This window comes from Streptomyces sp. NPDC014891 (genome assembly GCF_043081085.1).
Lineage (GTDB): Bacteria > Actinomycetota > Actinomycetes > Streptomycetales > Streptomycetaceae > Streptomyces.
Window position 1 is genome coordinate 738,156 of record NZ_JBIBWF010000003.1, and the last position, 20,786, is coordinate 758,941.

Below are 20,786 nucleotides of genomic sequence, written 5' to 3' on the forward strand. Positions count from 1 at the left end.
GGCCGCCCGTCGGCACCGCCGCGGTCCCAACGCCCTCCCGAGGGGTCCCCGAACGGATCCCTCCGGAGGAACCCTCCAGACTCCGCCCGGCGGCGCGAACGTCCTGTCGCGCCAGCCTCGTGCCGTCGGGCGGTCACAAGCCGGAGAGCGCGGAACCAGGTTTACGGTCCCTGGTTCCGCGCTCTTCTTCGTCTCCGCGGCGCAGCACACCGCCCGGCCCGGAAGCCGGGCGCGTCGTCCGGTCCGGAAGCCGTCCACGTCGTCCGGTCGGGCAGCCAGGCACGTCATCCGGTCGGGCGGCCCCTCCGCACCCTTGGGACCCTCGTCCAGGGCATCGTTTCTGCGGTGAACATCCTCACCCGCTCGGAGGAGCGCCTCGCGATGCGGCCCCACCGCACCCGCCGCCGGCGCTATCCACTCGTACATGATCAAGAACGCGCTGCGCGGGCTCACCCCGCTCGCCCTCGTCCTCTCCCCGCTCGCCGTCCCCTCCCCCGCCCTCTCCGCGAACGTCGTGATGCTGCCCGACGCGCTGGCCGGGCTCACCGAGGCCACCGAGGCCCCGGACGGCTTCACGGCGGGCGCCTTCCCCCACTGGAACGCCGGCCTCGACCCGGCGGACGGCTGCGACACGCGCTCCGAGGTCCTGCTCGCCGAGGCCGTCGACGCCCCCGCGACGGGGCCCGGCTGCGCGCTGACCGGCGGACGCTGGACCTCGCCGTACGACGGCCAGAGCGTCTCCGACCCGGCGGCGCTCAGCGTCGACCACCTGGTGCCGCTCGCGGAGGCCTGGGAGTCGGGGGCCGCCGGCTGGACCGTGGCCCGGCGCGAGCGCTTCGCCAACGACCAGGGCGCCCCCGCGACCCTCGTCGCCGTCACCGCCCGCAGCCTCCGGGACAGGGCGGGCCGGGACCCGGCCGACTGGGTCCCCGCGGACACCGCGCGGTACTGCCGCTACCTAGGGGACTGGGTGGCGACGAAGCTGCGCTGGGGCCTGTCCGCCGACAAGGACGAGGTGGAGACGCTCAAGCTGTTCGCCGACGGTCCCTGCGAGGAGACGGTCGTGATCCGCTCGTCGGCGTCCCGCTGACCGCCGGACGCTCGGCCCGCGCCAGCGCGCAGGTGACGGCGAGCGAGGCGAGGGCGAGCAGCACCATCCCGGTGCGCGGCGACGTGAACTGGGCGAGCGTGCCGGCGAGCGCCGCACTCACCCCCTGCAGCGCGAGCATCCCCGAGGCGTGGAGCCCGAGGGCGTGACCGCCCAGTTCCTCCGGCACCAGGGACGTCAGCCGCTCCTGGTGCAGGAGGCTCGCCGCGTACCCGGTCGCCGAGACCGTCACCGCCAGGAGCGCGAGCGGGAGTGCCGGATCCAGCAGGAACAGCAGGAACGGGGCCGCCAGCAGGGCCTGCAGCGGGAAGCGGATCCGCTCGCGCAGCCGGGCCGGCAGGAAGCGGCCGACGACCGTGTCCCCCGCCAGCATCCCGAAGGCCGCGCAGGCGAAGAGGAGACCGGCGCGCTCGGGGTCGTACGGCACGAAGAGGGACTCGCAGCCCACGACAAGACCGTTGGGCACCCACAGGGCCAGGTAGGCCCGGCGCCGCGCGGGCGGGGCCAGCAGCAGACGGTTGGTGCGCCAGGTCTCGCCGACCGAGGGCCGGCCCGCCGCCCGGGGCGGGCGCTCCCCGAGGCCCGTGCGGGCGAGGACCGCGGCCGCGAGATAGAGGCCCGCGCTGGCGAGGACCGCGCCGCGCGGGGACAGCAGGGCGATCAGGGCGCCGCCGGTCGCGAACCCGCCGATCTGGCAGACGCCGGCGGCCATGTTCACGACCGAGCGGCCGAGCAGGAAGTGCTCCCGGGCGAGGATCTCGTGCAGGAGGCCGTACCGCACGCCGCCGCCGAGCGAGGCCGCGAGCCCCTCGGCGGACAGGACGGCGAAGAGCGCCCAGGCCGGCAGCCCGGGGACGGCGAGGACGGCGGTGCCCAGGGCGAAGAAGAGCGCGATCCCGGCGATCGCCGCGCGCGGCGGCAGCCGGTCGGCGGCCGAGAGCAGGGTGGTCGCGCCGACCAGCTGGGCGAGCGAGGGCCCGAAGAGCGCCAGGGCGGAGAGGAGCGGGGAGCCGGTCGCGCGGTACACGAGGGTGGCGAGCCCGAGTCCGGCGATCGTTTGGGCGGCGGTGTGCGCGGCGCCGGTGAGGAAGAGCGGGGTGAACTCGGGCGTGCCGAAGAGGACGCGGTAGCGGGGCATGCGGGGAGTCTCCGCGGGACCCCCGGTGCTCGGTACTGTTTCGCGGGGAGGCGAAACATGGGCTGGTGGCGGATCGGCACGGACACCCTGGCGGGCAGCGCGTTCCTGCTGTCCCCGCTCGCCGAGACGGTCGCGTCGCTCAAGACGCTGCACGCCGGGGCGTCCACGCACCCGGGCGAGCGGTCCTGGTTCCGGCGCCATCTGCCCGCGTACCGGGAGCGGTTGGCTGCCGAGCCGCTCGACGCGCTGCTGGTGCGGGCGGCCGTCGGGCCCACCTGGAACGCCGACTTCCTCACGCCCACGCCTCCGGGGGACCGCGAGCGGTCCTTCGAGGAGGAGGTCGCGGCCGTCCTCGCGACCGAACCGGCGGCCGCGGTCGACCAGTTGGCGGTGGCGATCGGCGGGCCGGTGCCGGAGCCGCTGCGCTCGGCACGCGATCTGCCGGAGCGGCTCGCGGCCGTGCTCGGCTGGGTGTGGCGGGAGACGGTGCTGCCGGACTGGGCGCGCCGGCGGCGGATCCTGGAGGCCGACGTGACGGCGCGCACGGCGCGGTTGAGCCGGGACGGCTGGGCCGCGGCGCTGGACGAGCTGTGCCCGGGCAAGATGCGCTGGCTGGGCGACGGGCGGCTCCAGGTCAACGACCGCGACTATCCCGCGCGGACGCTCGTCCGGGGGCGGCTGCTCCTCGTCCCGGTGACGCCGATGACCGGCTGGGTGTCCTGGGAGGGTGCGGAGCGGAGCGCGATCGTCTATCCCTGCGCGGGAGTTCTGTCCGACGCGGCGGGAACGGTGGTGCCCGAGGCGCTGGGGACGCTGCTCGGCACGGCGCGGGCCGGGGTGCTCGTACGGCTCGGATCGCCGTTGTCCCCGAGCCAGTTGGTGGCCCTCACCGGACAGGGCCTCGGCTCGGTGGGCCGGCATCTGAGGGTGCTGCTCGACGCCGGGCTCGTGCGCCGGGGCCGGGCGGGCCGGTCCGTGCTGTACGAGTGGACGGAGGCGGGCGCGGTGCTGGTGCGGGCCCAGCGCTGAGCGGCGGGGCCCGCGCTGAGCGGCGGGGCCCGCCGCGCCGTACGGCCCCGGCGGCCGGACGCGCGGAGACCCCCGCCCCGGTGCTCCTCGGGGCGGGGGTCGGTCCCTCCGGAGAGGGGGACGATCAGACCTGGAGGGCCTTGATCGCGGTCGGCGCGTGACCGGGCTCGGTGGCCAGGTCCTCGAACTCGGTGACGTCGCTCATGTCGACCGTCTTGCTCATCGCGATGTTGGTGATGCGCTCCAGGATGGCCTCGACGACGACCGGGACCTGGTGCTCGACGGCCAGCTTCTTGGCCTGCTCGAACGCCTCGCCCAGCTTGTCGGGGTCGGTGACGCGGATCGCCTTGACGCCCAGGCCCTCGGCGACCTTGACGTGGTCGACGCCGTAGACGCCGATCTCCGGGGTGTTGATGTTCTCGAACTCGAGGTTGACCTCGAAGTTGATGCCCAGGCCGCCCTGCGCCTGACGGATCAGACCGAGGTAGGCGTTGTTCACGAGGACGTGGACGTAGGGGACCTTGTGCTGGGCGGCGACCGCCAGCTCCTCGATCATGAACTGGAAGTCGTAGTCGCCGGAGAGGGCGACGACCGGGGTGTCCGGCTGCGCGGTGGCGGCGCCGATGGCGGCCGGGATGGTCCAGCCGAGCGGGCCGGCCTGGCCGCAGTTGATCCAGTGGCGCGGCTTGTAGACGTGCAGGAACTGGGCCGCGGCGATCTGCGAGAGGCCGATGGTGGTGACGTAGCGGGTCTCCGGGCCGAAGGCCTTGTTCATCTCCTCGTAGACGCGCTGCGGCTTCAGGGGGATGTTGTCGAAGTGCGTACGGCGCTGCAGGGTCGCCTTGCGCTCCTGCGCGGAGGCGGCCCAGGCGGAGAAGTCGGGGAGCCGGCCGGCGGCCTTCCACTCCTTGGCGATCTCGATGAAGAGCTCCAGCGCGGCCTTGGCGTCGGAGGCGATGCCGTAGTCCGGGGCGAAGATCTTGCCGAGCTGCGTGGGCTCGATGTCGACGTGGACGAACTTCCGGCCCTTGGTGTAGGCGTCCAGGTTGTAACCGGTGTGGCGGTTGGCCCAGCGGTTGCCGATGCCGATGACGGTGTCGGACTCCAGGAAGGTCGCGTTGCCGTAGCGGTGCGCCGTCTGGACGCCGACCATGCCGGCGGCCAGCTCGTGGTCGTCCGGGATGGTGCCCCAGCCCATCAGGGTGGAGATGACCGGGATGCCGGTGAGCTCGGCGAACTCGACGAGCAGGTCGGTGGCGTCGGCGTTGATGATGCCGCCGCCGGCGACGATCAGCGGGCGCTCGGCCTCCAGGAGGAAGCTCAGGGCCTTCTCGGCCTGGGCGCGGGTGGCGCGCGGCTTGTAGACCGGCAGCGGCTCGTAGGTCTCCGGGTCGAACTCGATCTCGGTCAGCTGGACGTCGATCGGCAGGTCGATGAGGACCGGGCCGGGACGGCCGGAGCGCATCAGGTGGAAGGCCTGCTGGAAGACGCCGGGGACCTGCGCGGCCTCCAGGACGGTGGTCGCGGCCTTGGTGACGGGCTTGGCGATCGAGGCGATGTCGACGGCCTGGAAGTCCTCCTTGTGGAGCTTCGAGACCGGGGCCTGGCCGGTGATGCACAGGATCGGGATCGAGTCGGCGATCGCCGAGTACAGGCCGGTGATCATGTCGGTGCCGGCCGGGCCGGAGGTGCCGATGCAGACACCGATGTTGCCGGCCTTGGCCCGGGTGTAGCCCTCGGCCATGTGGGACGCGCCCTCGACGTGGCGGGCCAGCGTGTGGCCGATGCCGCCCACGTTCTTGAGCTCGCGGTAGAAGGGGTTGATCGCCGCGCCGGGCACGCCGAACGCGGTGGTGACGCCTTCGCGCTTGAGGATCTCAACGGCCGCTGCGGCGGCGGTCATACGAGGCATGGGAGTGCTCCTGCTTCGGCCGGGCGGATCCAAGCCCACCGGTCGGCTCGAGAGCCCGGAGCGGCTTGTTTCCGTAATGCGGAAATGCTGTTCTGCTATACGGAAGCAATGTAGGTCGGGGTCCGGAGAGCCGTCAAGAGAAGTCCGACCGTCGGGATACGGGGAAGTGGCCGAACACCTCCCCCCGGGGCGTCCGTCGGGTGGACGATGGGACGGAACGACAGGGGGTCGGTTGTGGGCGAGTCGGTACCGGTGCACTGCCCGGAGTGCCTGCGCACGCAGGCGTACGCGGCACCCGTGTTCCCCTGCGTGTGCGGGAGCCCGGTGGCGCCTCCCCTCACCGCGGGCGCGACGGCGGAACCCATCACCCGCCGGAACTGGGCGGACGAGTGGGTCGCGGTCCGCTGCGGAGCATGCGGCCGCACGAACGACTGGCCGCACCCGGAGCTGGGCTGCACGTGCGGGACGGTGCTCCGGGTGCCGGTGCAGCCGGTGGCCCCGGAGCCCTCGACGGCCGGCGGGCCCCCGGAGGGCGCCGTCGCCGGCCCGGGCCCCTGGCCGGAGGCGGGCCGCGGCCGCCACGCCGTCCCACCGACCGGCGGACCGGGCGCGCGTACGGGAGCGGGCGCGGGCGCGGGCGCGGGCTTGGACGCGGGTTCGGGGGCACGTACGGAACCGGGGGCGGGGGTTCCGGGCACGGGCGCTCGTACGGGCGCGGGATCGGGCGCGGGTAAGGGCGCCGGCGCGGGCGCGATATCGGAGCCGGTCGCGGGTGCGGACGACCGCGCGCGTACGCAGGCGGGCGCGGGTGCCGGTGGACGTACGGAGCCGGGCGCGGACGGCGGCGCGCGTACGCAGGCGGGCGGCGCGGGTGCCGCGGCGGGCCCCGTCCGGCCCGGGACGGGCGACGTCGACCGGGCCCCCTTCCCACCGCCGGGTCCACCGCCCGCTGCCAGGCCGGCGGCGGCCGCCACCTCCTCCCCTTCTTCCTCACCGTCCTCACCCGCGGTGCCGCCGCCCGGCGGCTTCCGCCGGAACGATCCGCCCGGCGCCGACGGCCTCGCCGATCCCTCCGACGGTTTCGGCACCACGGAGGCGTCCGAGGGGGCCGAGGCACCCGGCCCGTTCGACGCGCCCCGCCCGTTCGGCGCACCCGGGCCGTTCGTCGCGGGCATGCCTCACCCGCGCCTGCCGGACGCCTCCCCCGGTACGGACGACCCCCGGCCGGTCGAGACCGGCTCCGACTGGTTCGGCACCGGCCCCGGAGCCCTCACGCCGGGTCCCGCCGCGGACCCGCGACCCGGCCGGTCCGACCCCGCACCCGACCGCCCCACGGGCCCGCCCCGTCCCGGAGCGGCCCGCGGTTTCGCCGAGCGCCACCCCTCCCACCTGCCGCCGCCTCTCGCCTCCCCGCGCCCGGCCCCCGCCCGCGGGGACTTCCGGCCGCTGACGATCCGGACCGCGCGGGACGCCGTCGCCGCGGCCGCCGGCTACCTGCGCTGGCTGGGCTTCCGGGACGTGGTCCAGCCCGAGGAGCGCCCCGCCGCCGGGGTGGACCTGCGGGCGCCCGGGCTCGTCGCCCAGGTCGACCCGAGCACCCGGCCCACCGGGCTCCGGGCCGTCGAGTGCCTCTGGCTCAACGGACTGAGCGCCTCCGCCGTGAGCGTGTTCTTCTCGCTCGCGGGCTACACCCCCGAGGCCCGCTCGCGCGCCGCCGAGCTCGGCCTTCCGCTGTTCGTGCTCGACCTCACCGGCACCCCCCAGCCGGTGAACGCCGCCGCCGAAGGGCTGACGTCGGGCGCCGCCTGAGGAAGCCGGGGCCCGCCGGGGACGTACCACCACAGCATCTCGGCATCCGAAACCGGCCATTCACGCGTGACGATCACGCTCCCCCGGGCACAACACCCTCGGGGGGTGGGCCTCATGCCGACGGGGATGTGGTGGTTCATAGGAGCGGCCTGCGTGCAACTGCTGCTCGCCGCCGCGCTGTTGCGAACCCGCAGCAAGGATGGCGACGCGCCGCGTCCGGACGACGTACCGCCGCCGCAGGCCCTCGCGCTGCTGCGCGGCGGCCGGCGGGCGGCGGTCACCGTGGCGCTCGTGGCCCTGCACCAGCGCGGGGCGGTCGCCGCCGGCCGCAAACATACGATTCGGGCCAACGGCGGCCCCGGCCGCACCCGGGATCCCGTCCAGCTCGGGGTGCACGGGGCGCTCCACCGGGCCTTCGCGCTGCGTGACCTCACGGTGCGCCCCGAGGCGCGCCGGGCGGTGGACGCGCTCGGCCGCGAGCTGCGCGGTGCGGGCCTGCTGCGGCCGCCCGCCCGGCTCTGGGCGGGCCGGGCCCTCCTCGGCTGCGTCCCGCTGACGGTGGCGGTGGGGGCGTACGCGACGAAGGCGTCCGGCACCGGTCTGGCCGGTGCGCTCGCGGCCGGTGCCCTGCCCGTCCTCCTCGCGGCGGCCCTGCTGCTGCGGCTGCCGCCGGCGACCCGGGCGGCGCGGCGGCTGCTCACCGGCCTGCGGGAGCGGTATCCGCTGCCGGAGCACCGGCGCGAGGTGACGGACGGGCGGCTGGTCCAGCTGTACGTGGCGCTGTACGGCGACCCGGCGCTCGCGCTGTTCCTGCCCCACTTCTCCCGGGACGGCGGGCTGCTGGACCGGCCGGGCGAGGTGGACCGGAACCGGCCGCCGCAGGAACGCGGTCCGGTTCCGGACGACCGCTCGGGGTGAGGCCGCGCCATACTGTCCTATGCGCATCAGAGCGGCCGCTCCGGCCGAACTCCCGCTGCTCCAGGACATCGAGAGGGCGGCGGGCGAGCCGTTCCGCACCCTCGGCATGGCGGCGATCGCCGACGACGACCCGCTGCCCCTCGACGTCCTGGACTCCTACCGCCGTGCGGGCCGGGCGTGGGTCGCGGTGGACGCCGCGGACCGCCCGGTCGCGTACCTGCTGACCGACACGGTCGACGGCTCCGCCCACATCGAGCAGGTGTCCGTGCATCCGGACGCCGCCCGCCGCGGCGTCGGCCGGGCGCTGATCGAGCATCTGGCGGCGACCGCCGGGGAACAGGGCCTGGCGGCCCTGACCCTGACGACGTTCACCGACGTGCCGTGGAACGCGCCGTACTACGCGCGGCTCGGCTTCCGCCCGCTCGCCGCATCCGACCCGGCCCTCACGGAGGGGCTGCGTGCCATCAGCCGCGCGGAGGCGGCCCACGGCCTCTCGGTCTGGCCCCGGGTGTGCATGCGCCGCGAGGTGGACCCCGCTCCGGCGGGCGCGGGCGCTCCGGAGTCCCTGGAGGCCCGGCAGGGCGGCTAGACGGGCGGACCGCCGGGCGGTGGGCGGTGGGCGGTGGGCGGCAGCCTGGCGGCCCGGCCGGGCCCGGGTTCACGCGGGTCCGCCGCCCCCGTCGCCGTACCGCTGCCGCAGTTCCACCTTCCGCACCTTTCCGCTCACCGTCATCGGGAACGCGGTGAGGATCTCCACCCGGCGCGGGATCTTGTAGTGGGCGAGGCGGTCGCGGCAGTAGGCGGTGACATCCTCCAGGGTGGGCGGGTCGGCCGGGTCGCGGGGGATCACGCAGGCGAGGATCTCCTCGCCGTAGCGCTCGTCGGGCACGCCCACCACCTGGACGTCGGCGATCTTCGCGTACCCGTAGAGGAACTCCTCGATCTCGCGCGGGTACACGTTCTCTCCGCCCCGGATGATCATGTCCTTGATGCGGCCGACGATCTGGACGTAGCCGTCGTCGCGCATCACCGCCAGGTCGCCGGTGTGCATCCAGCGGCCGGCGTCGATCGCCTCGGCGGTCTTCTCCGGCTCGTCCCAGTAGCCGAGCATCACGCTGTACCCGCGGGTGCACAGCTCCCCCGCCGTGCCGCGTCCGACGGTGAGGCCGGTCGCCGGGTCGACGACCTTCACCTCGACGTGCGGCATGACCCGGCCGACCGTGCCCGTCCGGCGCTCCAGGTCGTCGTCGCGGCGGGTCTGGGTGGAGACCGGCGAGGTCTCGGTCATGCCGTAGCAGATCGACACCTCCGCCATGTTCATCGCGGCGACGACCCGCTTCATCACCTCGACCGGGCACGGCGAGCCGGCCATGATGCCGGTGCGCAGGGTCGACAGGTCGTAGTCGGCGAAGTCGGGGAGGTTCAGCTCGGCGATGAACATCGTCGGCACGCCGTAGAGCGCGGTGCACCGCTCCTCCTGCACGGCCCGGAGGGTGGCGGCCGGGTCGAAGGAGGGCGCGGGGATCACCATGCAGGCGCCGTGCGAGGTGGCCGCCAGGTTGCCCATCACCATGCCGAAGCAGTGGTAGAAGGGCACCGGCACGCAGATCCGGTCCTGCTCCGAGTAGGCGATCATCTCGCCGACGAAGTAGCCGTTGTTGAGGATGTTGTGGTGGGAGAGGGTGGCCCCCTTGGGGAAGCCCGTGGTCCCCGAGGTGTACTGGATGTTGACGGGCTCGTCGCAGGACAGCGGCTCGGGGCGGAGCTCGCCCGGGGTGCGGGCGAGGAAGGCGTCCCAGCCCGGGTCGCCGAAGTAGACCGCCTCGCGCAACCCCGGGCATGCGGAGCGGACCTGCTCGACCATCGCCCGGTAGTCGCTGGTCTTGTGCGCGAGTGAGGCGAACAGCAGGGTGATGCCGGCCTGGTCGAGGACGTACGCCAACTCGTGCGGCCGGTAGGCGGGGTTGATGTTCACCATGACCGCGCCGATCCGGGCGGTCGCGTACTGCACGAGCACCCACTCGGCGCAGTTCACCGCCCAGATGCCGACCCGGTCGCCCTTGCGGACCCCGCTGCCGAGCAGGGAGCCGGCCAGCCGGTCGACGTCGGCGCCGAACCGGGCGTACGTCCAGCGGCGTCCGGTGGCGACGTCGACGAGCGCCTCCCGCTCCGGCCAGGCGGCGACGGCCCGGTCCAGGTTGGCGCCGATGGTGTCGCCGAGGAGCGGGGTCTCCGACACCCCGTGGGCGTAGGAGGGTTCGGTGGGCGCGGCGGTGCCGGGTGTGCTCATGCGAGGTCCCCCTCGGTGTACTCCTTGCCGCCGCCCTCGGCGGTGAGCCGCCGCAGTTCGACGCGGCGGATCTTGCCGGAGACGGTCTTGGGCAGGTCGGCGAACTCGATGCGGCGGACGCGCTTGTACGGGGCGAGGACCGCGCGGGAGTGCGCGAACAGCGTCTTCGCGGTCTCCTCGTCCGGCTCCCAGCCCGCCGCGAGGACGACGTACGCCTTGGGGACGGCGAGCCGCAGCGGGTCGGGGGCGGGGACGACCGCCGCCTCGGCGACGGCCTCGTGCTCCAGGAGCGCGCTCTCCAGCTCGAAGGGGCTGATCTTGTAGTCGGAGGCCTTGAAGACGTCGTCGGCGCGCCCGACGTAGGTGAGGTAGCCCTCGGCGTCCCGGGAGCCGATGTCGCCGGTGCGGTAGTAGCCGTCGGCCATCGCCTCGGCCGTCCGCTCCGGGTCTCCGTGGTAGCCGGTCATCAGGCCCACCGGCCGGCCGGACAGGTCGAGGCAGATCTCGCCCTCCGGCACGTCCGCCCGTCCGCTCACCGGGTCGACCAGAGTGACCCGGAAGCCGGGGGTCGGGCGTCCCATGGAGCCCTCCTTGAGCCGCTGGCCGGGGCTGTTGGAGACCTGGACGGCGGTCTCGGTCTGGCCGAAGCCGTCCCTTACGGTGACGCCCCAGGCACGCCGCACCGACTCGATGACCTCGGGGTTCAGCGGCTCCCCCGCGGCCACCACCTCGCGCGGCGGGGTCGCCAGCCGGCCGAGGTCCGCCTGGACGAGCATCCGCCAGACCGTCGGAGGGGCGCAGAAGCTCGTCACCCCGTGGCGGTCCATCTCGTCCATCAGCCGGGCCGGGTCGAAGCGCGTGTAGTTGTGGACGAAGACGGTCGCCTCGGCGTTCCACGGGGCGAAGAGGTTGGACCAGGCGTGCTTGGCCCAGCCCGGCGAGGAGATGTTCAGGTGGACGTCACCGGGCCGGAGGCCGATCCAGTACATCGTCGAGAGGTGCCCGACCGGGTACGAGGTGTGGGTGTGCTCGACCAGTTTGGGGCGGGCGGTCGTGCCCGACGTGAAGTACAGCATGAGGGTGTCGTCGGCGAGGGTGACGCCGTCGGGCTCGAAGCCGGCGGACTCCCCGGCGGCGTCCGCGTAGTCCAGCCAGTCCGCCCCGGCCCTGCCGACCGCGATCCGCGTGTAGTCGCCGGGCACGTCGTCGAACTTGGCCGTGTCCTCGGCGCGCACGATCACGTGCCGGGCGCGGCCCCGCTCCACGCGGTCGCGCAGGTCGGCGGGGCCGAGGAGCGGGGTGGCGGGGATGACGACGGCGCGCAGCTTCATGGCGGCGAGCACGGTCTCCCACAGCTCGACCTGGTTGCCCAGCATCACGATGATCCGGTCGCCGGCGCGGACGCCCCGGGCGCGCAGCCAGTTCGCGACGCGGTCGGAGCGGGCGGACATCGCGGCGAAGGACACCTTCGCCTCGGAGCCGTCCTCCTCGACGATGTGGAGGGCGGTCCGGTCGTTGCCCTCGGCGATGACGTCGAACCATTCGAGCGCCCAGTTGAACCGTTCCGGCCGGGGCCACGCGAAGCCCTGGTAGGCCGTCTCGTAGTCCTCGCGGTGCTGGAGCAGGAAGTCCCGGGCGGCCCGGAACACCTCCGTCGCACGGGTCGCGCTCTGCGCCGTCATTCGTCCTCCTCGTTGCGGGACCGGTCCAGGACATCGTGTAATCGGTGACCCAGGTCTCACTACCCCCGTTCGGGGGTGAAGGAGTGGTTCCGTGTCCGAGCAGAGGGAAACGGCGGAGCTGCGGGCCGCGCTGCTGCGGCTGCGCCGGGGCAGCGGACTGCCGGTGGTCTTCGGCGGGCTGTTCCAGGACGGGCGGGCCATGCGGATCGGCGAGACCTGCGGGGCGGTGACGCCGGCGCTGCACGGACTGGCGATCTCGACCGGTTCGGGTCTGGGCGGGAAGTGCCTGGCCCTGTCGCGGCCGTGCGCGGTGACGGACTACCCGTCGGCCCGGCACATCACCCACGAGTACGACGGGCCGGTCGCCGCCGAGGGCCTGCGCTCGGTGATCGCGGTGCCCGTCGTCGTACGCCGGAAGGTCCGCGGGGTCCTGTACGGGGCGCTGCGCGACGCCCTTCCGATCGGCGAGCGGGTCGTGGACGCGGCGGTCGCGGCGGCCCGCGACGTGGAGCAGGCGCTCGCCGTCCGGGACGAGGTGGAGCGCCTGGCGGCCCCGCCGGCCGCGGGGCCGTCCTGGGAGGAGGTCCGCCAGGCGTACGGGGAACTGCGCGAGCTGGCGCCGCGGGTGCCGGACCCGGAGCTGCGGCAGCGGCTGCTCGCGGTCTGCGGCCGCCTGGAGACGGCCTCGGGGGCACCGCGCGGGGTACCGGGGGTGACGCTGACCCCGCGGGAGACGGACGTCCTCGCGGCGGTGGCCTCGGGCGCGACGAACGCGACGGCGGCGACCCGCCTCGGCCTGCGCCCGGAGACGGTCAAGGGCTACCTGCGCTCGGCGATGCGCAAACTGGGCGCGCACACCCGCCTGGAGGCGGTGGTGGCGGCCCGCCGGGTGGGGGTGTTGCCGTAGGGGGGCGAGCGGGGCCGCCGTCCGCGTCCCGCGCATCCGCGGGGTGTTCAGAGTGCGGCGGACCAGGCGTCGAAGGCCGTCACGCAGTTCTCGAGGGCGGTCGCCGGCGGGCCGACCGAGGCTCCCGCACCGGCGGTCAGGGTCAGGGCGAAGCCGTCGGGGCCGCCGAGCGCGACGGCGCAGCCGACGTCCGCCGGCGGCCCGGCCGTGCCCGGCGGTGCCGGTACGGACAGGACCAGCTCGCACGAGCCGGACGTCTGCGCCAGACCGGACAGCGCGGTCTCCATCGCCTCGGCCAGGGAAGGCGCGTTGGCTTCCAGGGGGCCGCCGCGCAGCCGGAAGTCCTGCTCCAGGACGGTCACGCCGATCCCTCGGAGCGTGGTGGCCCGCAGGCGGAGGGTCCGGGCGCCGAACACCCCGTGGGTGTGCAGCACGTAGACGGCGACGAGCGCGGCCCGGACGCCGGCCGCCAGGTCGGCCGGCTCGGCCCGCAGGGGCCACTGCCACTCCCGGACCCGGAGCCGTACGGGCCGCACGCCCTCGGCGAGGGCGAGGAGCCCCTCGCGCACGGTCCCGCCGTGCAGCCAGGCGCCTCCGGCCCCGAGGGAGAACAGCCGGCCCTCCTCGTCGACGGCCAGCGGCGCGGCCGCGGCCGTGCGGCCGAGCGGGAAGAGGCGGGAACCGAGCCGGTCGGCGAGCCCGCGCAGGGACGGACCGTCGTACCGGGCCTCCTCGGGGTCGACGACGCAGCCGGTCGCCGCGACCTCGCGGCCCCCGTGCGCCGCCGGCCCCGGCCGGAGCCCGTGGAACTCCCGGACGGCGCGCTCGGCGGCGGGGAAGAGGACCCAGGGGCCCATGCCCGCCGTCCTGAGGACCGCGAGCATGGCGGCCTCCCCGGCGTCCCGCCCAGGGTACCAGCCGGCCAGGACGAGGGGGTCGTCGGCGGCGCGCCCGGACGACGGGCCGCCCTGAACGGAGATGGTCCGCCCGGACGAGGGCCCGCCCTGAACGGAGATGGTCCGCCCGGACGACGGGCCGTCCGCCGGGCTCTGCCGCTGCTCGGTCGTCATCGTCGGCGCCCCCGTCAGGCGCCCTGGAGGACCGTGATGCCCAGCGTCTCGGCCAGGGCCGCACAGGACCGGCAGAGGGGCGCGGGCGTGCCGTGCTCGGGGTCCCCGTGGGGGCGCACCTTGCGGGCGACGAGGGCCGCGCCGGCGAAGTGGGCGGGCGCCTCGGCGAGGGTCGTGACCCTGCCGTCCGCGCGCCGGGCGTCCACGGCGTACAGCCGGTCCGAGACGAGCGCGGACTCGGCGCAGTACCCGAGGAACGGTTCGCGCCGCCCGGGGGCGAGCCCGTCGAAGAACTCCGCGACGGCGGGGTGCAGTCGGGGTTCGCCGTCACCGGTCAGATCGGTCTGGCTGGTGACGGTCCCCTGGACGAGGAGGGAGGCGGCGGTTCCCGGAACGGTGTCAGACAAAGTAGTCCCGCGCTTCCTGCTGGGGGCCGCGCAGCAGACAGCTGATGGCCTCGTACGTGTTCGCTCCCAGGAAATAGGGACCGGTGTGGTGCATGAGAAAGAAACGCCCCGTCTCGTCGATGAGGACCATGGAGCCGTCGAAGGACTCGTATCCGACGGGAAAGAGCTTCTTCCCCACGTTCGCGGCGAGTTCGGCGACGTCCTCGGCGCTCTCCTCGTAGATCCAGTGCGGGGTGAATCCGACGGCGTCGGGCGGTGTTCCCGGAATGACGAGGCGGATTCCGCCGAATTCCCGGACGAAGTCCCGCGCGGCCGTGAACGCCTCGACGGGATGGCCTTCCTCCGCGAAGCGTTCGGTGACGACACCGAGGAGTTCGGGCAGTTGCCCGCCGATGTCCCGCCCGCGTGTCCAGCCGGCCTCGGTGAGCGCCGCCTCGACTTCCTCCGTTGTCATTCTCGGCATGTCCAGGCTCTCTCTCAGTGGTGCGCGATGACGCCGGCGAGGGGCAGCATTCTCTCACAGGACCGGCAGGGCGGTTTGTACGCGCCGTGCAGCAACTGGTCGTCCCCGGGGCGCATGTCGCCGATCTGGACGGAATAGACGCGGGACCCTTCCATGGCCTTCCGTACGTCCTCGGCCGTGACGATCCCGGTGCCGTTCGGATCCATATGGTGCAACCGGTCCGAGATGAGGGAGACTTCCGCGCATTTCCCGTGGCCGCTGCCCAGCCTCTCGTTCTCCGACGTGATGTCGTTCTTCACGCGGTCCAGGATCTGTTGCAGCGCCGGGTGGGTGGACATCGCGGAGTCCCCGGTGGTGGTGCTGCTGGTGTGCGCGGTGAGGGTGCCGTCGTGGAGGAGGGTTCCCGCGCAGGCCGTCTTGAGCCGGTGCTTGCCCTCCGGGTACGGGTTGCTCTGCGGCTGGTTCCTGGCGTCGTTCGCGAGCCGGTCGGCCTCGCCGACGAGGGCCCTGCGCTGGTCCTCCTCGCTGAGGTGGCTGACGTCGAGGGCGTCCCGCCGGTGGTGCTTCATGCCCTGGGCGGACTGGCCGTGCCAGCCCGGCTGGGGGTTGAGGGGGGTGCCGTCCGAGGTGCCTCCGCCACCGCCGCCGCCCCGGCCCCCACCTCCGGTCGGGGGCTTGCCGCCGCCCGTGCCTCCGGGGTTCCCGCCGCCCGGGCCGCCGGCGCCGTCCTTCGCGTCCTCCTGGCTCTTCCGCTGGCGGGCGAGGCGGGCGGCGGTGTCGTCATCGTTGTTCCTGTGGTCCTTGGAGATCTGCTTGACGGCCTTGGGGAGGGTCTCGCCGATGTGGTCGCCCATAGTCTTCGCGGACTTCACGAGGGCGCCCATGGCCTTCTCGATGACGGGGTCGAGGGCGTCGGCGATGTCGTCCCGGCCCTTGTTACGGCCCTGGTGCCCCTTGGCCTTGGTCAGCTTGCCCGCGGTCTTGCCGTGGAGGCCGACGCTCACCCCGTTCAGCTTCGTGCCGGCCTGGTCGTGCTCGTCGTGCTCGATGTGGAAGCCCTTGCCGCCACCACCGGCACCGCTTCCGGCGGAGGCGAGGTTCATGCCCTCCTTGGCGCCCTGCACGCCCTGGTCGAAGCCGTCCTTGCCGGCCTGCTGCGTCTGGTCGAGGTTCACACCGTTCTGCACGCCCAGCGCGTCCATGCTCACCTGGACGACCAGGTCCGCCGCCATGTTCTCCAGCGCGGCGACGACCGGCTCGGTCATGACCGAGACGATGTGGCCGACGGCCTCCTCCATCGCCTGCGTGATCAGCTTCAACAACTGCTTCTTCGTGAACGCGATCGCTCCCGCGCCGAGCAGCGCCGACAGACCACCGGTCACCGGGATCAGCGCCATGGCGAGACCGGTCTGCCCGGCCAGCACCCCGAGCTCCGCGACGGCCTTCCACTTCATGCCCTCGATCGCGCCCGCCGCGAGGTCCAGCGCGTCCGCGATCGTACGGGCCGCGGAGACCATGTCCTTGAGGTGCTTGCCCTTGACCTTGGACCAGTGCTCGTTCAGAGCGTCCATCGCCTCGCCGTGCCCCGACGACAGCAGACGCTCCATGTGGTTGTTGGCGAGCTGCCCGTCGTCGGCGAGGTCGTCCGCGAACTCCCGCAGCGCGTCCGCCATGTCGCGGTACACGTCCTCGTCGACGTTCGGCCAGTTCACCCCCACCAGGTCGAGCAGCGTGTCCGCCCAGTCCGGCACCGTCACCGCCATGAACGTATCCCCCCCGTGCCCAAAGACGTTCACAGAACGCAAGAGCGAACAGCCTGTCACATCACGGGACTTCCCTCAACGGGCTTCCCGCCGGCCGCCGGGATCGACTCAATGCCCTGTCAACTCCCGTCGATCACAACGTCGTAGGCAGTACCGGGCGAGGCCATGAGAAGAAGCGTCCGCTCCGCCTCCGAGAGGAGGGCGGCACGATCCGCACGCGTCACTCGTGCGAAGGGTTCGAGGGTGAGCGTGGTGCGCTCCTTGCCTTCGTCGAGGCGCCAGATGCCGGCGAGGAAGCCGTCGAGGAGGAAGACCCGGTGGGCCTGGTTGCCGCTCCAGGTGCGCCCGCGCAGGTCGGCGGGCACGACGCGGGTGCGGTCTGCGTGCGAGAGGAGCAGGTTGTCGAACTCGGGGAGGAGACGGGGCGGTGCGGGGGCGTCCTCGTCCGGGCGGGGCGCGTCGGGGAGGTCGAAGAGCTCGGTGCCCCGCTCGTCCCGGAAGGCGAGCAGCCGGGGCCGCAGTCGCTCGAACGCGGGCCCGAGCCGGGTGAGGCCGCACCAGGACTGCATGTCCTTGACGGAGGCGGGCCCGAAGGCGCCGAGATAGCGGAGGACGGTCTCGTCGAGATCGGCGGGCCCGCCGGCCGCCGGCCCGTCGGAGTCGGCGAACCACCGGTCGGCGGTGGTCAGCGCGACCTGGCCGCCGCGCTCCCAGAGCCCGCGCGGGGTGACCTGGACCAGGGGAAGGAGGCAGCGGGCGGCGACGGACAGCGACTGCGGATCGGCGTCGGGCCAGTGCGGGAGGAGCTCCTCGCGCAGCTCCTTGGGGGTGCGGGGCCGCTCCTCGACGAGGCCGCGGGCGAGCTCGGCCAGCCGGTCGAGGTCGACGCCGTCGAGGCCGCCGCGGGAGACGAAGAGGGCGAGCTCGCGGTCGATCGCCCCGGGCTGCGCGAGCCCGCGCAGGGCCACCGCGTCGCGCGCCGTGTGGGTGTGCACGGTGGAGCGCATCGTGACGATGCGCGCGACGGCGCGGGACTCCATGAGTGCGGAGAGCTGCTCGGGCCGGAAGCCTTCGAGGCGGGCGGCGAGCGCGTAGTACGGGGGCTTGGTGTTCTGGGCCTGCAGCCCGAGAAGGTGCTCGACGGCCTCCGGGACACCCAGGGAGGCGGGGCGGAGAAGCAGTTGGCGGTCGAGGGTGGCACGGTTCAGGGCGCGGGCACCGAGCACGGGGTGGGTCGTCTTGAGGGCCATGACCGGCACGCTACTCGGGCTTGCGGACAGATACGGTCCGCAACCGGGTGACGCGGGAGGGCGCCGGCCCGTTTCCCTCCCGATCCACCCGGAACGAACCCCCTGTCCTGCCCGGTGAGCCAGGAGGTGCAGAAGAGGGACGCTGCTGATGGCCGTCGTGTGCACCAGCCTGTACCTCGTCTTCAAGAAGAGGGACTGGCTGTAGATGTAGACCGCGAACCGGAACCGATCCCCCTGCCTCCATCGCGTCCGGAACGAGAGTCCCGGGCAATCCGTGTCAATCCGCCGGGTCCAACTCCGCGGCCAGCCAGGACTCCTTCCCCGTGATGCGTCCCGCGGTGCAGGAGACGTACGGCCCTGCGAATCTGAGCGGGGAGCCGATCTTCGCCGGTGGGTTCATCAACTTCGGATACTGGCGCGGCATCGACCTGAACGCCCCGCTCAGCGTGGCGGATCGGATCCGCAGCCAGCAGGACCTCTACCGGCGCGTATGGGACGCCGCGGCACCGATGGACCAGATGCGTCTCCTGGAAGTGGGGTGCGGGCTCGGCATGGGCTGCGCACTGGCCCTGGACGAGCGGGGTCCCGCAGACGTCACGGGTATGGACATCCACTCAGCTCAGCTGAGCCGGGCCCAGGAGGCGCACGCCGCCCTCTTGGAGCAGGTTCCGGCACGCCTGAGCTTCGTCCAGGGTGCGGCGGAGCTCATGCCCTTCGCAGACTCCGAGTTCGACGTGGTCGTGAGCGTGGAGGCCGCCCAGCACTTCCCCGACCTGGGGGCCTTCGCAGCCGAGACGGCTCGCGTGTTGCGTCCGCGTGGACGGGTCGCCGTCGCCAGCTTCTTCACGGCCGGGGTCGACGCGGCCAGTCAGGGCGCAGCCCTTTCGCGATTGTTGGACACCTTCGAGAACGGCCTGGACATCGCACGTCCCGTAGGAGCCCTCACGGACGCACTCACGGCTTCCGGACTCTCCGATGTGCGGGTCGAGTCGCTGGGTCCTCAGGTATGGGCGGGGTGGGACGCATGGCTGTCCCGACTGACCGCCCCTGACTCCTGGGCACGCAACTTCCTGAAGGCCTATGAGCAGCAGATCCTCGACTACTACCTCGTCACCGCACAGCGCCGGTAGTTCGACATTCCCGCGAAGGCGACGCCCCGCCCAGGGATCTCCCCCTGTCACAGATACCCCCAGGGGGTATAAGGTTATGATCATCGTCCGCAGCGAGCGGCGCCGCGGCAGATCACAGCGGGGAGACATGTCATGAGCGCCCACACCGACCCCACCACCCACCACGGCGGTCACGGCGGTCACGGCGCTGACAGCGCCCACGTCGCCCACGTCGCTCACCGAGGTCACGGCGGAGGGCAGGCGGGCGGGCTGGCCGTGTCGGCCGAGGGGTACACCCTCGACGTCGACTCCGCGATCCTCGCCGCCGGTCCGCGGCAGCGCGTCGGGTTCCGGGTGCTCGGTCCCGGCGGGCGGCCGGTCACCGAGTTCGTCGCCGAGCACGAGAAGGATCTGCACTTCATCGCCGTCCGACGCGACACCGCGGGGTTCCAGCACGTGCATCCGGTGCGGGACGAGAAGGGCGACTGGAGCACCGCGCTCGACCTGGAGCCCGGGGACTGGCGGTTCTTCGCCGACATCCACCCGGCCGGCCACGACGGGACCCTGACCCTGGGCATCGACGTCGCGGTCGCCGGAGCCTACGCCCCGATACCGCTCCCCGAGGCCGCCCGCACCGCGCGGATCGGCGCGTACGACGTCGCCCTCGACGGTGCGCTCGTGCCCGGCGAGGCGAGCCCGCTGACCCTCACCGTCAGCCGGAACGGCGAGCCCGTCACCGATCTGGAGCCGTACCTGGCCGCCTACGGTCACCTCGTGGCCCTGCGCGTCGGCGACCTCGGCTACCTCCACGTGCACCCGGAGGGCCACCCCGGCGACGGCACCACCGCCCCCGGACCCGCGATCCGCTTCCTCGCGGTCGCGCCCACGGCCGGCGCCTACCGGCTCTTCCTGGACTTCCAGCACGACGGCGTCGTCCGCACCGCCGCGTTCACCGTGCACACCACCGAGACCGCGGCCCCGCACGGCGAACACCACGGGCACCACGCGCACCACTGAGGCGCCTGCCGCCAGGTTCGACCGTCGTCGTCAACACCGTCAGCCACGTCCGCGACGGACTCGGCGGCACGCCGTCGGACGTCGCCCGCACGCTCGCCGCCTCCGGCTCCGCCCGGGAGGCCGCGTGACCCCGGGCTCCCCGTCACCTGCGCTCCGTTCCCGTACGGAGTTCACGTAGGGTCCCCGGCATGGCCAGGAACACCCTCACCCCCGACCAGATCGTCCGCGCGGCGATCGAGCTCCTCGACGACGAGGGGCTCGACGGTCTCAACATGCGCAGCCTGGGTGCGCGCCTCGGGACGGCCGCCACCGCCGTCTACTGGCACATCAAGACCAAGGACGAGCTGGTCCGGCTGGCCGGGGACACGGTGTGGGGCGAGGTGGCGCTGCCCGACCTCGACGCGACGGAGTGGCGGCCGGCCGCCGCCGCCCTGGCCGGCAGCATGCACACCGTGCTGACGCGGCACCCGTGGCTCGGCCAGGCCTTCGGCAGCCACCTGCTGTACGGGCACGGGAAGTCCCGCCTCGACGACCACACGCTCGCCCTGTACGAGCGGGCCGGCTTCGCCCCCGCGGACGCCGACCGGGCCGCCGCCACCGTCTTCGTGTACGTCCTCGGCAGCGCCCTCGGCGCCGCCGCCCGGGTCTCGCTGACCCGGCGGCTGAGCCGCAGCGGCGACCCGGAGAAGGAGCTGGCGGACACCATGGCGGCCGCGACCGAGGTGGCCATGGCCTTCCCCCGCCTGCGCGAGCGCATCGACGGCAGCGCCGCCGCCGAGTACACCGCGGCCCCCGACCGCACCTTCGAGTTCGGCCTCGACACGATCCTGGACGGATTCGAGGCCCGGCTGGCCGCGACGGCCTGAGGGGTTCCGAGCCGGCACCTCGGCCTGCGGACGACCGCGTCGGTGTCG

The 20,786-nt window shown here is 73.7% G+C and carries 17 protein-coding genes and 1 pseudogene; 9 read left to right on the forward strand and 9 right to left on the reverse strand.

What is annotated here, in order from left to right; genetic code table 11:
• The first annotated feature begins 424 nt into the window (after positions 1–424).
• Positions 425–1,090 carry an HNH endonuclease gene (locus tag ACF09E_RS11565; RefSeq protein WP_392204948.1) on the forward strand — a complete coding sequence of 222 codons (666 nt, stop codon included), beginning with the start codon at positions 425–427 and terminating at the stop codon, positions 1,088–1,090.
• Here the strand turns inward: ACF09E_RS11565 and ACF09E_RS11570 are convergent.
• On the reverse strand, positions 1,026–2,246 hold the full coding sequence (locus tag ACF09E_RS11570) for an MFS transporter (RefSeq protein ID WP_392204949.1): 1,221 nt from the start codon (positions 2,244–2,246) through the stop codon (positions 1,026–1,028). The two genes, ACF09E_RS11565 and ACF09E_RS11570, sit on opposite strands and share 65 nt — an antisense overlap.
• A gap of 57 nt (positions 2,247–2,303) precedes the next feature.
• Here ACF09E_RS11570 and ACF09E_RS11575 point away from each other — a divergent pair, with 57 nt between their 5' ends.
• Positions 2,304–3,275 (forward strand): ArsR family transcriptional regulator, encoded by a 972-nt coding sequence (locus tag ACF09E_RS11575; protein ID WP_392204950.1) that lies wholly within the window; start codon positions 2,304–2,306, stop codon positions 3,273–3,275.
• Between the two features lie 124 nt (positions 3,276–3,399).
• Here the strand turns inward: ACF09E_RS11575 and gcl are convergent, their stop codons facing one another.
• Positions 3,400–5,187: a glyoxylate carboligase gene (gene gcl, locus ACF09E_RS11580; protein ID WP_392204951.1), complete on the reverse strand. Its 1,788-nt coding sequence runs from the start codon at positions 5,185–5,187 to the stop codon at positions 3,400–3,402.
• A gap of 1,008 nt (positions 5,188–6,195) precedes the next feature.
• Between gcl and ACF09E_RS11585 the strand changes: the two genes are divergently transcribed.
• From ACF09E_RS11585 to ACF09E_RS11595, 3 genes are all read left to right on the forward strand, one after another.
• Entirely contained in the window at positions 6,196–6,996 is an 801-nt protein-coding gene (locus ACF09E_RS11585; RefSeq protein WP_392204952.1) for a hypothetical protein, read from the forward strand.
• A 114-nt stretch (positions 6,997–7,110) separates the two neighbouring features.
• Complete coding sequence (locus ACF09E_RS11590; protein ID WP_392204953.1) at positions 7,111–7,914, forward strand: TIGR04222 domain-containing membrane protein; 804 nt, start codon at positions 7,111–7,113, stop codon at positions 7,912–7,914.
• 19 nt (positions 7,915–7,933) lie between these two features.
• Positions 7,934–8,503, forward strand: coding sequence for a GNAT family N-acetyltransferase (locus tag ACF09E_RS11595; protein WP_392204954.1), 570 nt, complete (start codon positions 7,934–7,936; stop codon positions 8,501–8,503).
• 69 nt (positions 8,504–8,572) lie between these two features.
• Here the strand turns inward: ACF09E_RS11595 and ACF09E_RS11600 are convergent, their stop codons facing one another.
• Both ACF09E_RS11600 and ACF09E_RS11605 read right to left on the reverse strand, forming a co-directional pair.
• Positions 8,573–10,204, reverse strand: coding sequence for an AMP-binding protein (locus ACF09E_RS11600; RefSeq protein ID WP_392204955.1), 1,632 nt, complete (start codon positions 10,202–10,204; stop codon positions 8,573–8,575).
• The gene (locus ACF09E_RS11605; protein WP_392204956.1) at positions 10,201–11,886 is read right to left on the reverse strand and encodes an AMP-binding protein; all 1,686 of its coding nucleotides are present in this window, start codon (positions 11,884–11,886) and stop codon (positions 10,201–10,203) included. Before ACF09E_RS11605 ends, ACF09E_RS11600 begins: the two co-directional genes overlap by 4 nt.
• A 91-nt stretch (positions 11,887–11,977) precedes the next feature.
• Here ACF09E_RS11605 and ACF09E_RS11610 point away from each other — a divergent pair, with 91 nt between their 5' ends.
• The gene (locus ACF09E_RS11610) at positions 11,978–12,793 is read left to right on the forward strand and encodes a response regulator transcription factor (protein ID WP_392204957.1); all 816 of its coding nucleotides are present in this window, start codon (positions 11,978–11,980) and stop codon (positions 12,791–12,793) included.
• A 47-nt stretch (positions 12,794–12,840) separates the two neighbouring features.
• Here the strand turns inward: ACF09E_RS11610 and ACF09E_RS11615 are convergent, their stop codons facing one another.
• From ACF09E_RS11615 to ACF09E_RS11635, 5 genes and pseudogenes are all read right to left on the reverse strand, one after another.
• Positions 12,841–13,863, reverse strand: coding sequence for an SUKH-3 domain-containing protein (locus ACF09E_RS11615; RefSeq protein ID WP_392204958.1), 1,023 nt, complete (start codon positions 13,861–13,863; stop codon positions 12,841–12,843).
• Positions 13,864–13,877: 14 nt separating this feature from the next.
• Positions 13,878–14,270 (reverse strand): YwqJ-related putative deaminase, encoded by a 393-nt coding sequence (locus tag ACF09E_RS11620; RefSeq protein ID WP_392204959.1) that lies wholly within the window; start codon positions 14,268–14,270, stop codon positions 13,878–13,880.
• The gene (locus tag ACF09E_RS11625; RefSeq protein WP_392204960.1) at positions 14,263–14,724 is read right to left on the reverse strand and encodes an SUKH-3 domain-containing protein; all 462 of its coding nucleotides are present in this window, start codon (positions 14,722–14,724) and stop codon (positions 14,263–14,265) included. The genes ACF09E_RS11620 and ACF09E_RS11625 overlap by 8 nt, the downstream gene beginning before the upstream one ends.
• A 62-nt stretch (positions 14,725–14,786) precedes the next feature.
• Positions 14,787–16,496, reverse strand: a pseudogene (locus ACF09E_RS11630) (YwqJ-related putative deaminase); the annotation flags it as partial.
• 119 nt (positions 16,497–16,615) lie between these two features.
• The gene (locus ACF09E_RS11635) at positions 16,616–17,746 is read right to left on the reverse strand and encodes a winged helix DNA-binding domain-containing protein (RefSeq protein ID WP_392204961.1); all 1,131 of its coding nucleotides are present in this window, start codon (positions 17,744–17,746) and stop codon (positions 16,616–16,618) included.
• 326 nt (positions 17,747–18,072) lie between these two features.
• Here ACF09E_RS11635 and ACF09E_RS11640 point away from each other — a divergent pair, with 326 nt between their 5' ends.
• The 3 genes from ACF09E_RS11640 (at position 18,073) to ACF09E_RS11650 (ending at position 20,738) form a co-directional block, all read left to right on the forward strand.
• Positions 18,073–18,876, forward strand: coding sequence for a class I SAM-dependent methyltransferase (locus ACF09E_RS11640; protein WP_392205027.1), 804 nt, complete (start codon positions 18,073–18,075; stop codon positions 18,874–18,876).
• Positions 18,877–19,008: 132 nt separating this feature from the next.
• Complete coding sequence (locus ACF09E_RS11645; RefSeq protein WP_392204962.1) at positions 19,009–19,872, forward strand: hypothetical protein; 864 nt, start codon at positions 19,009–19,011, stop codon at positions 19,870–19,872.
• Between the two features lie 188 nt (positions 19,873–20,060).
• Positions 20,061–20,738: a TetR/AcrR family transcriptional regulator gene (locus tag ACF09E_RS11650; RefSeq protein WP_392204963.1), complete on the forward strand. Its 678-nt coding sequence runs from the start codon at positions 20,061–20,063 to the stop codon at positions 20,736–20,738.
• Positions 20,739–20,786: the final 48 nt, after the last annotated feature.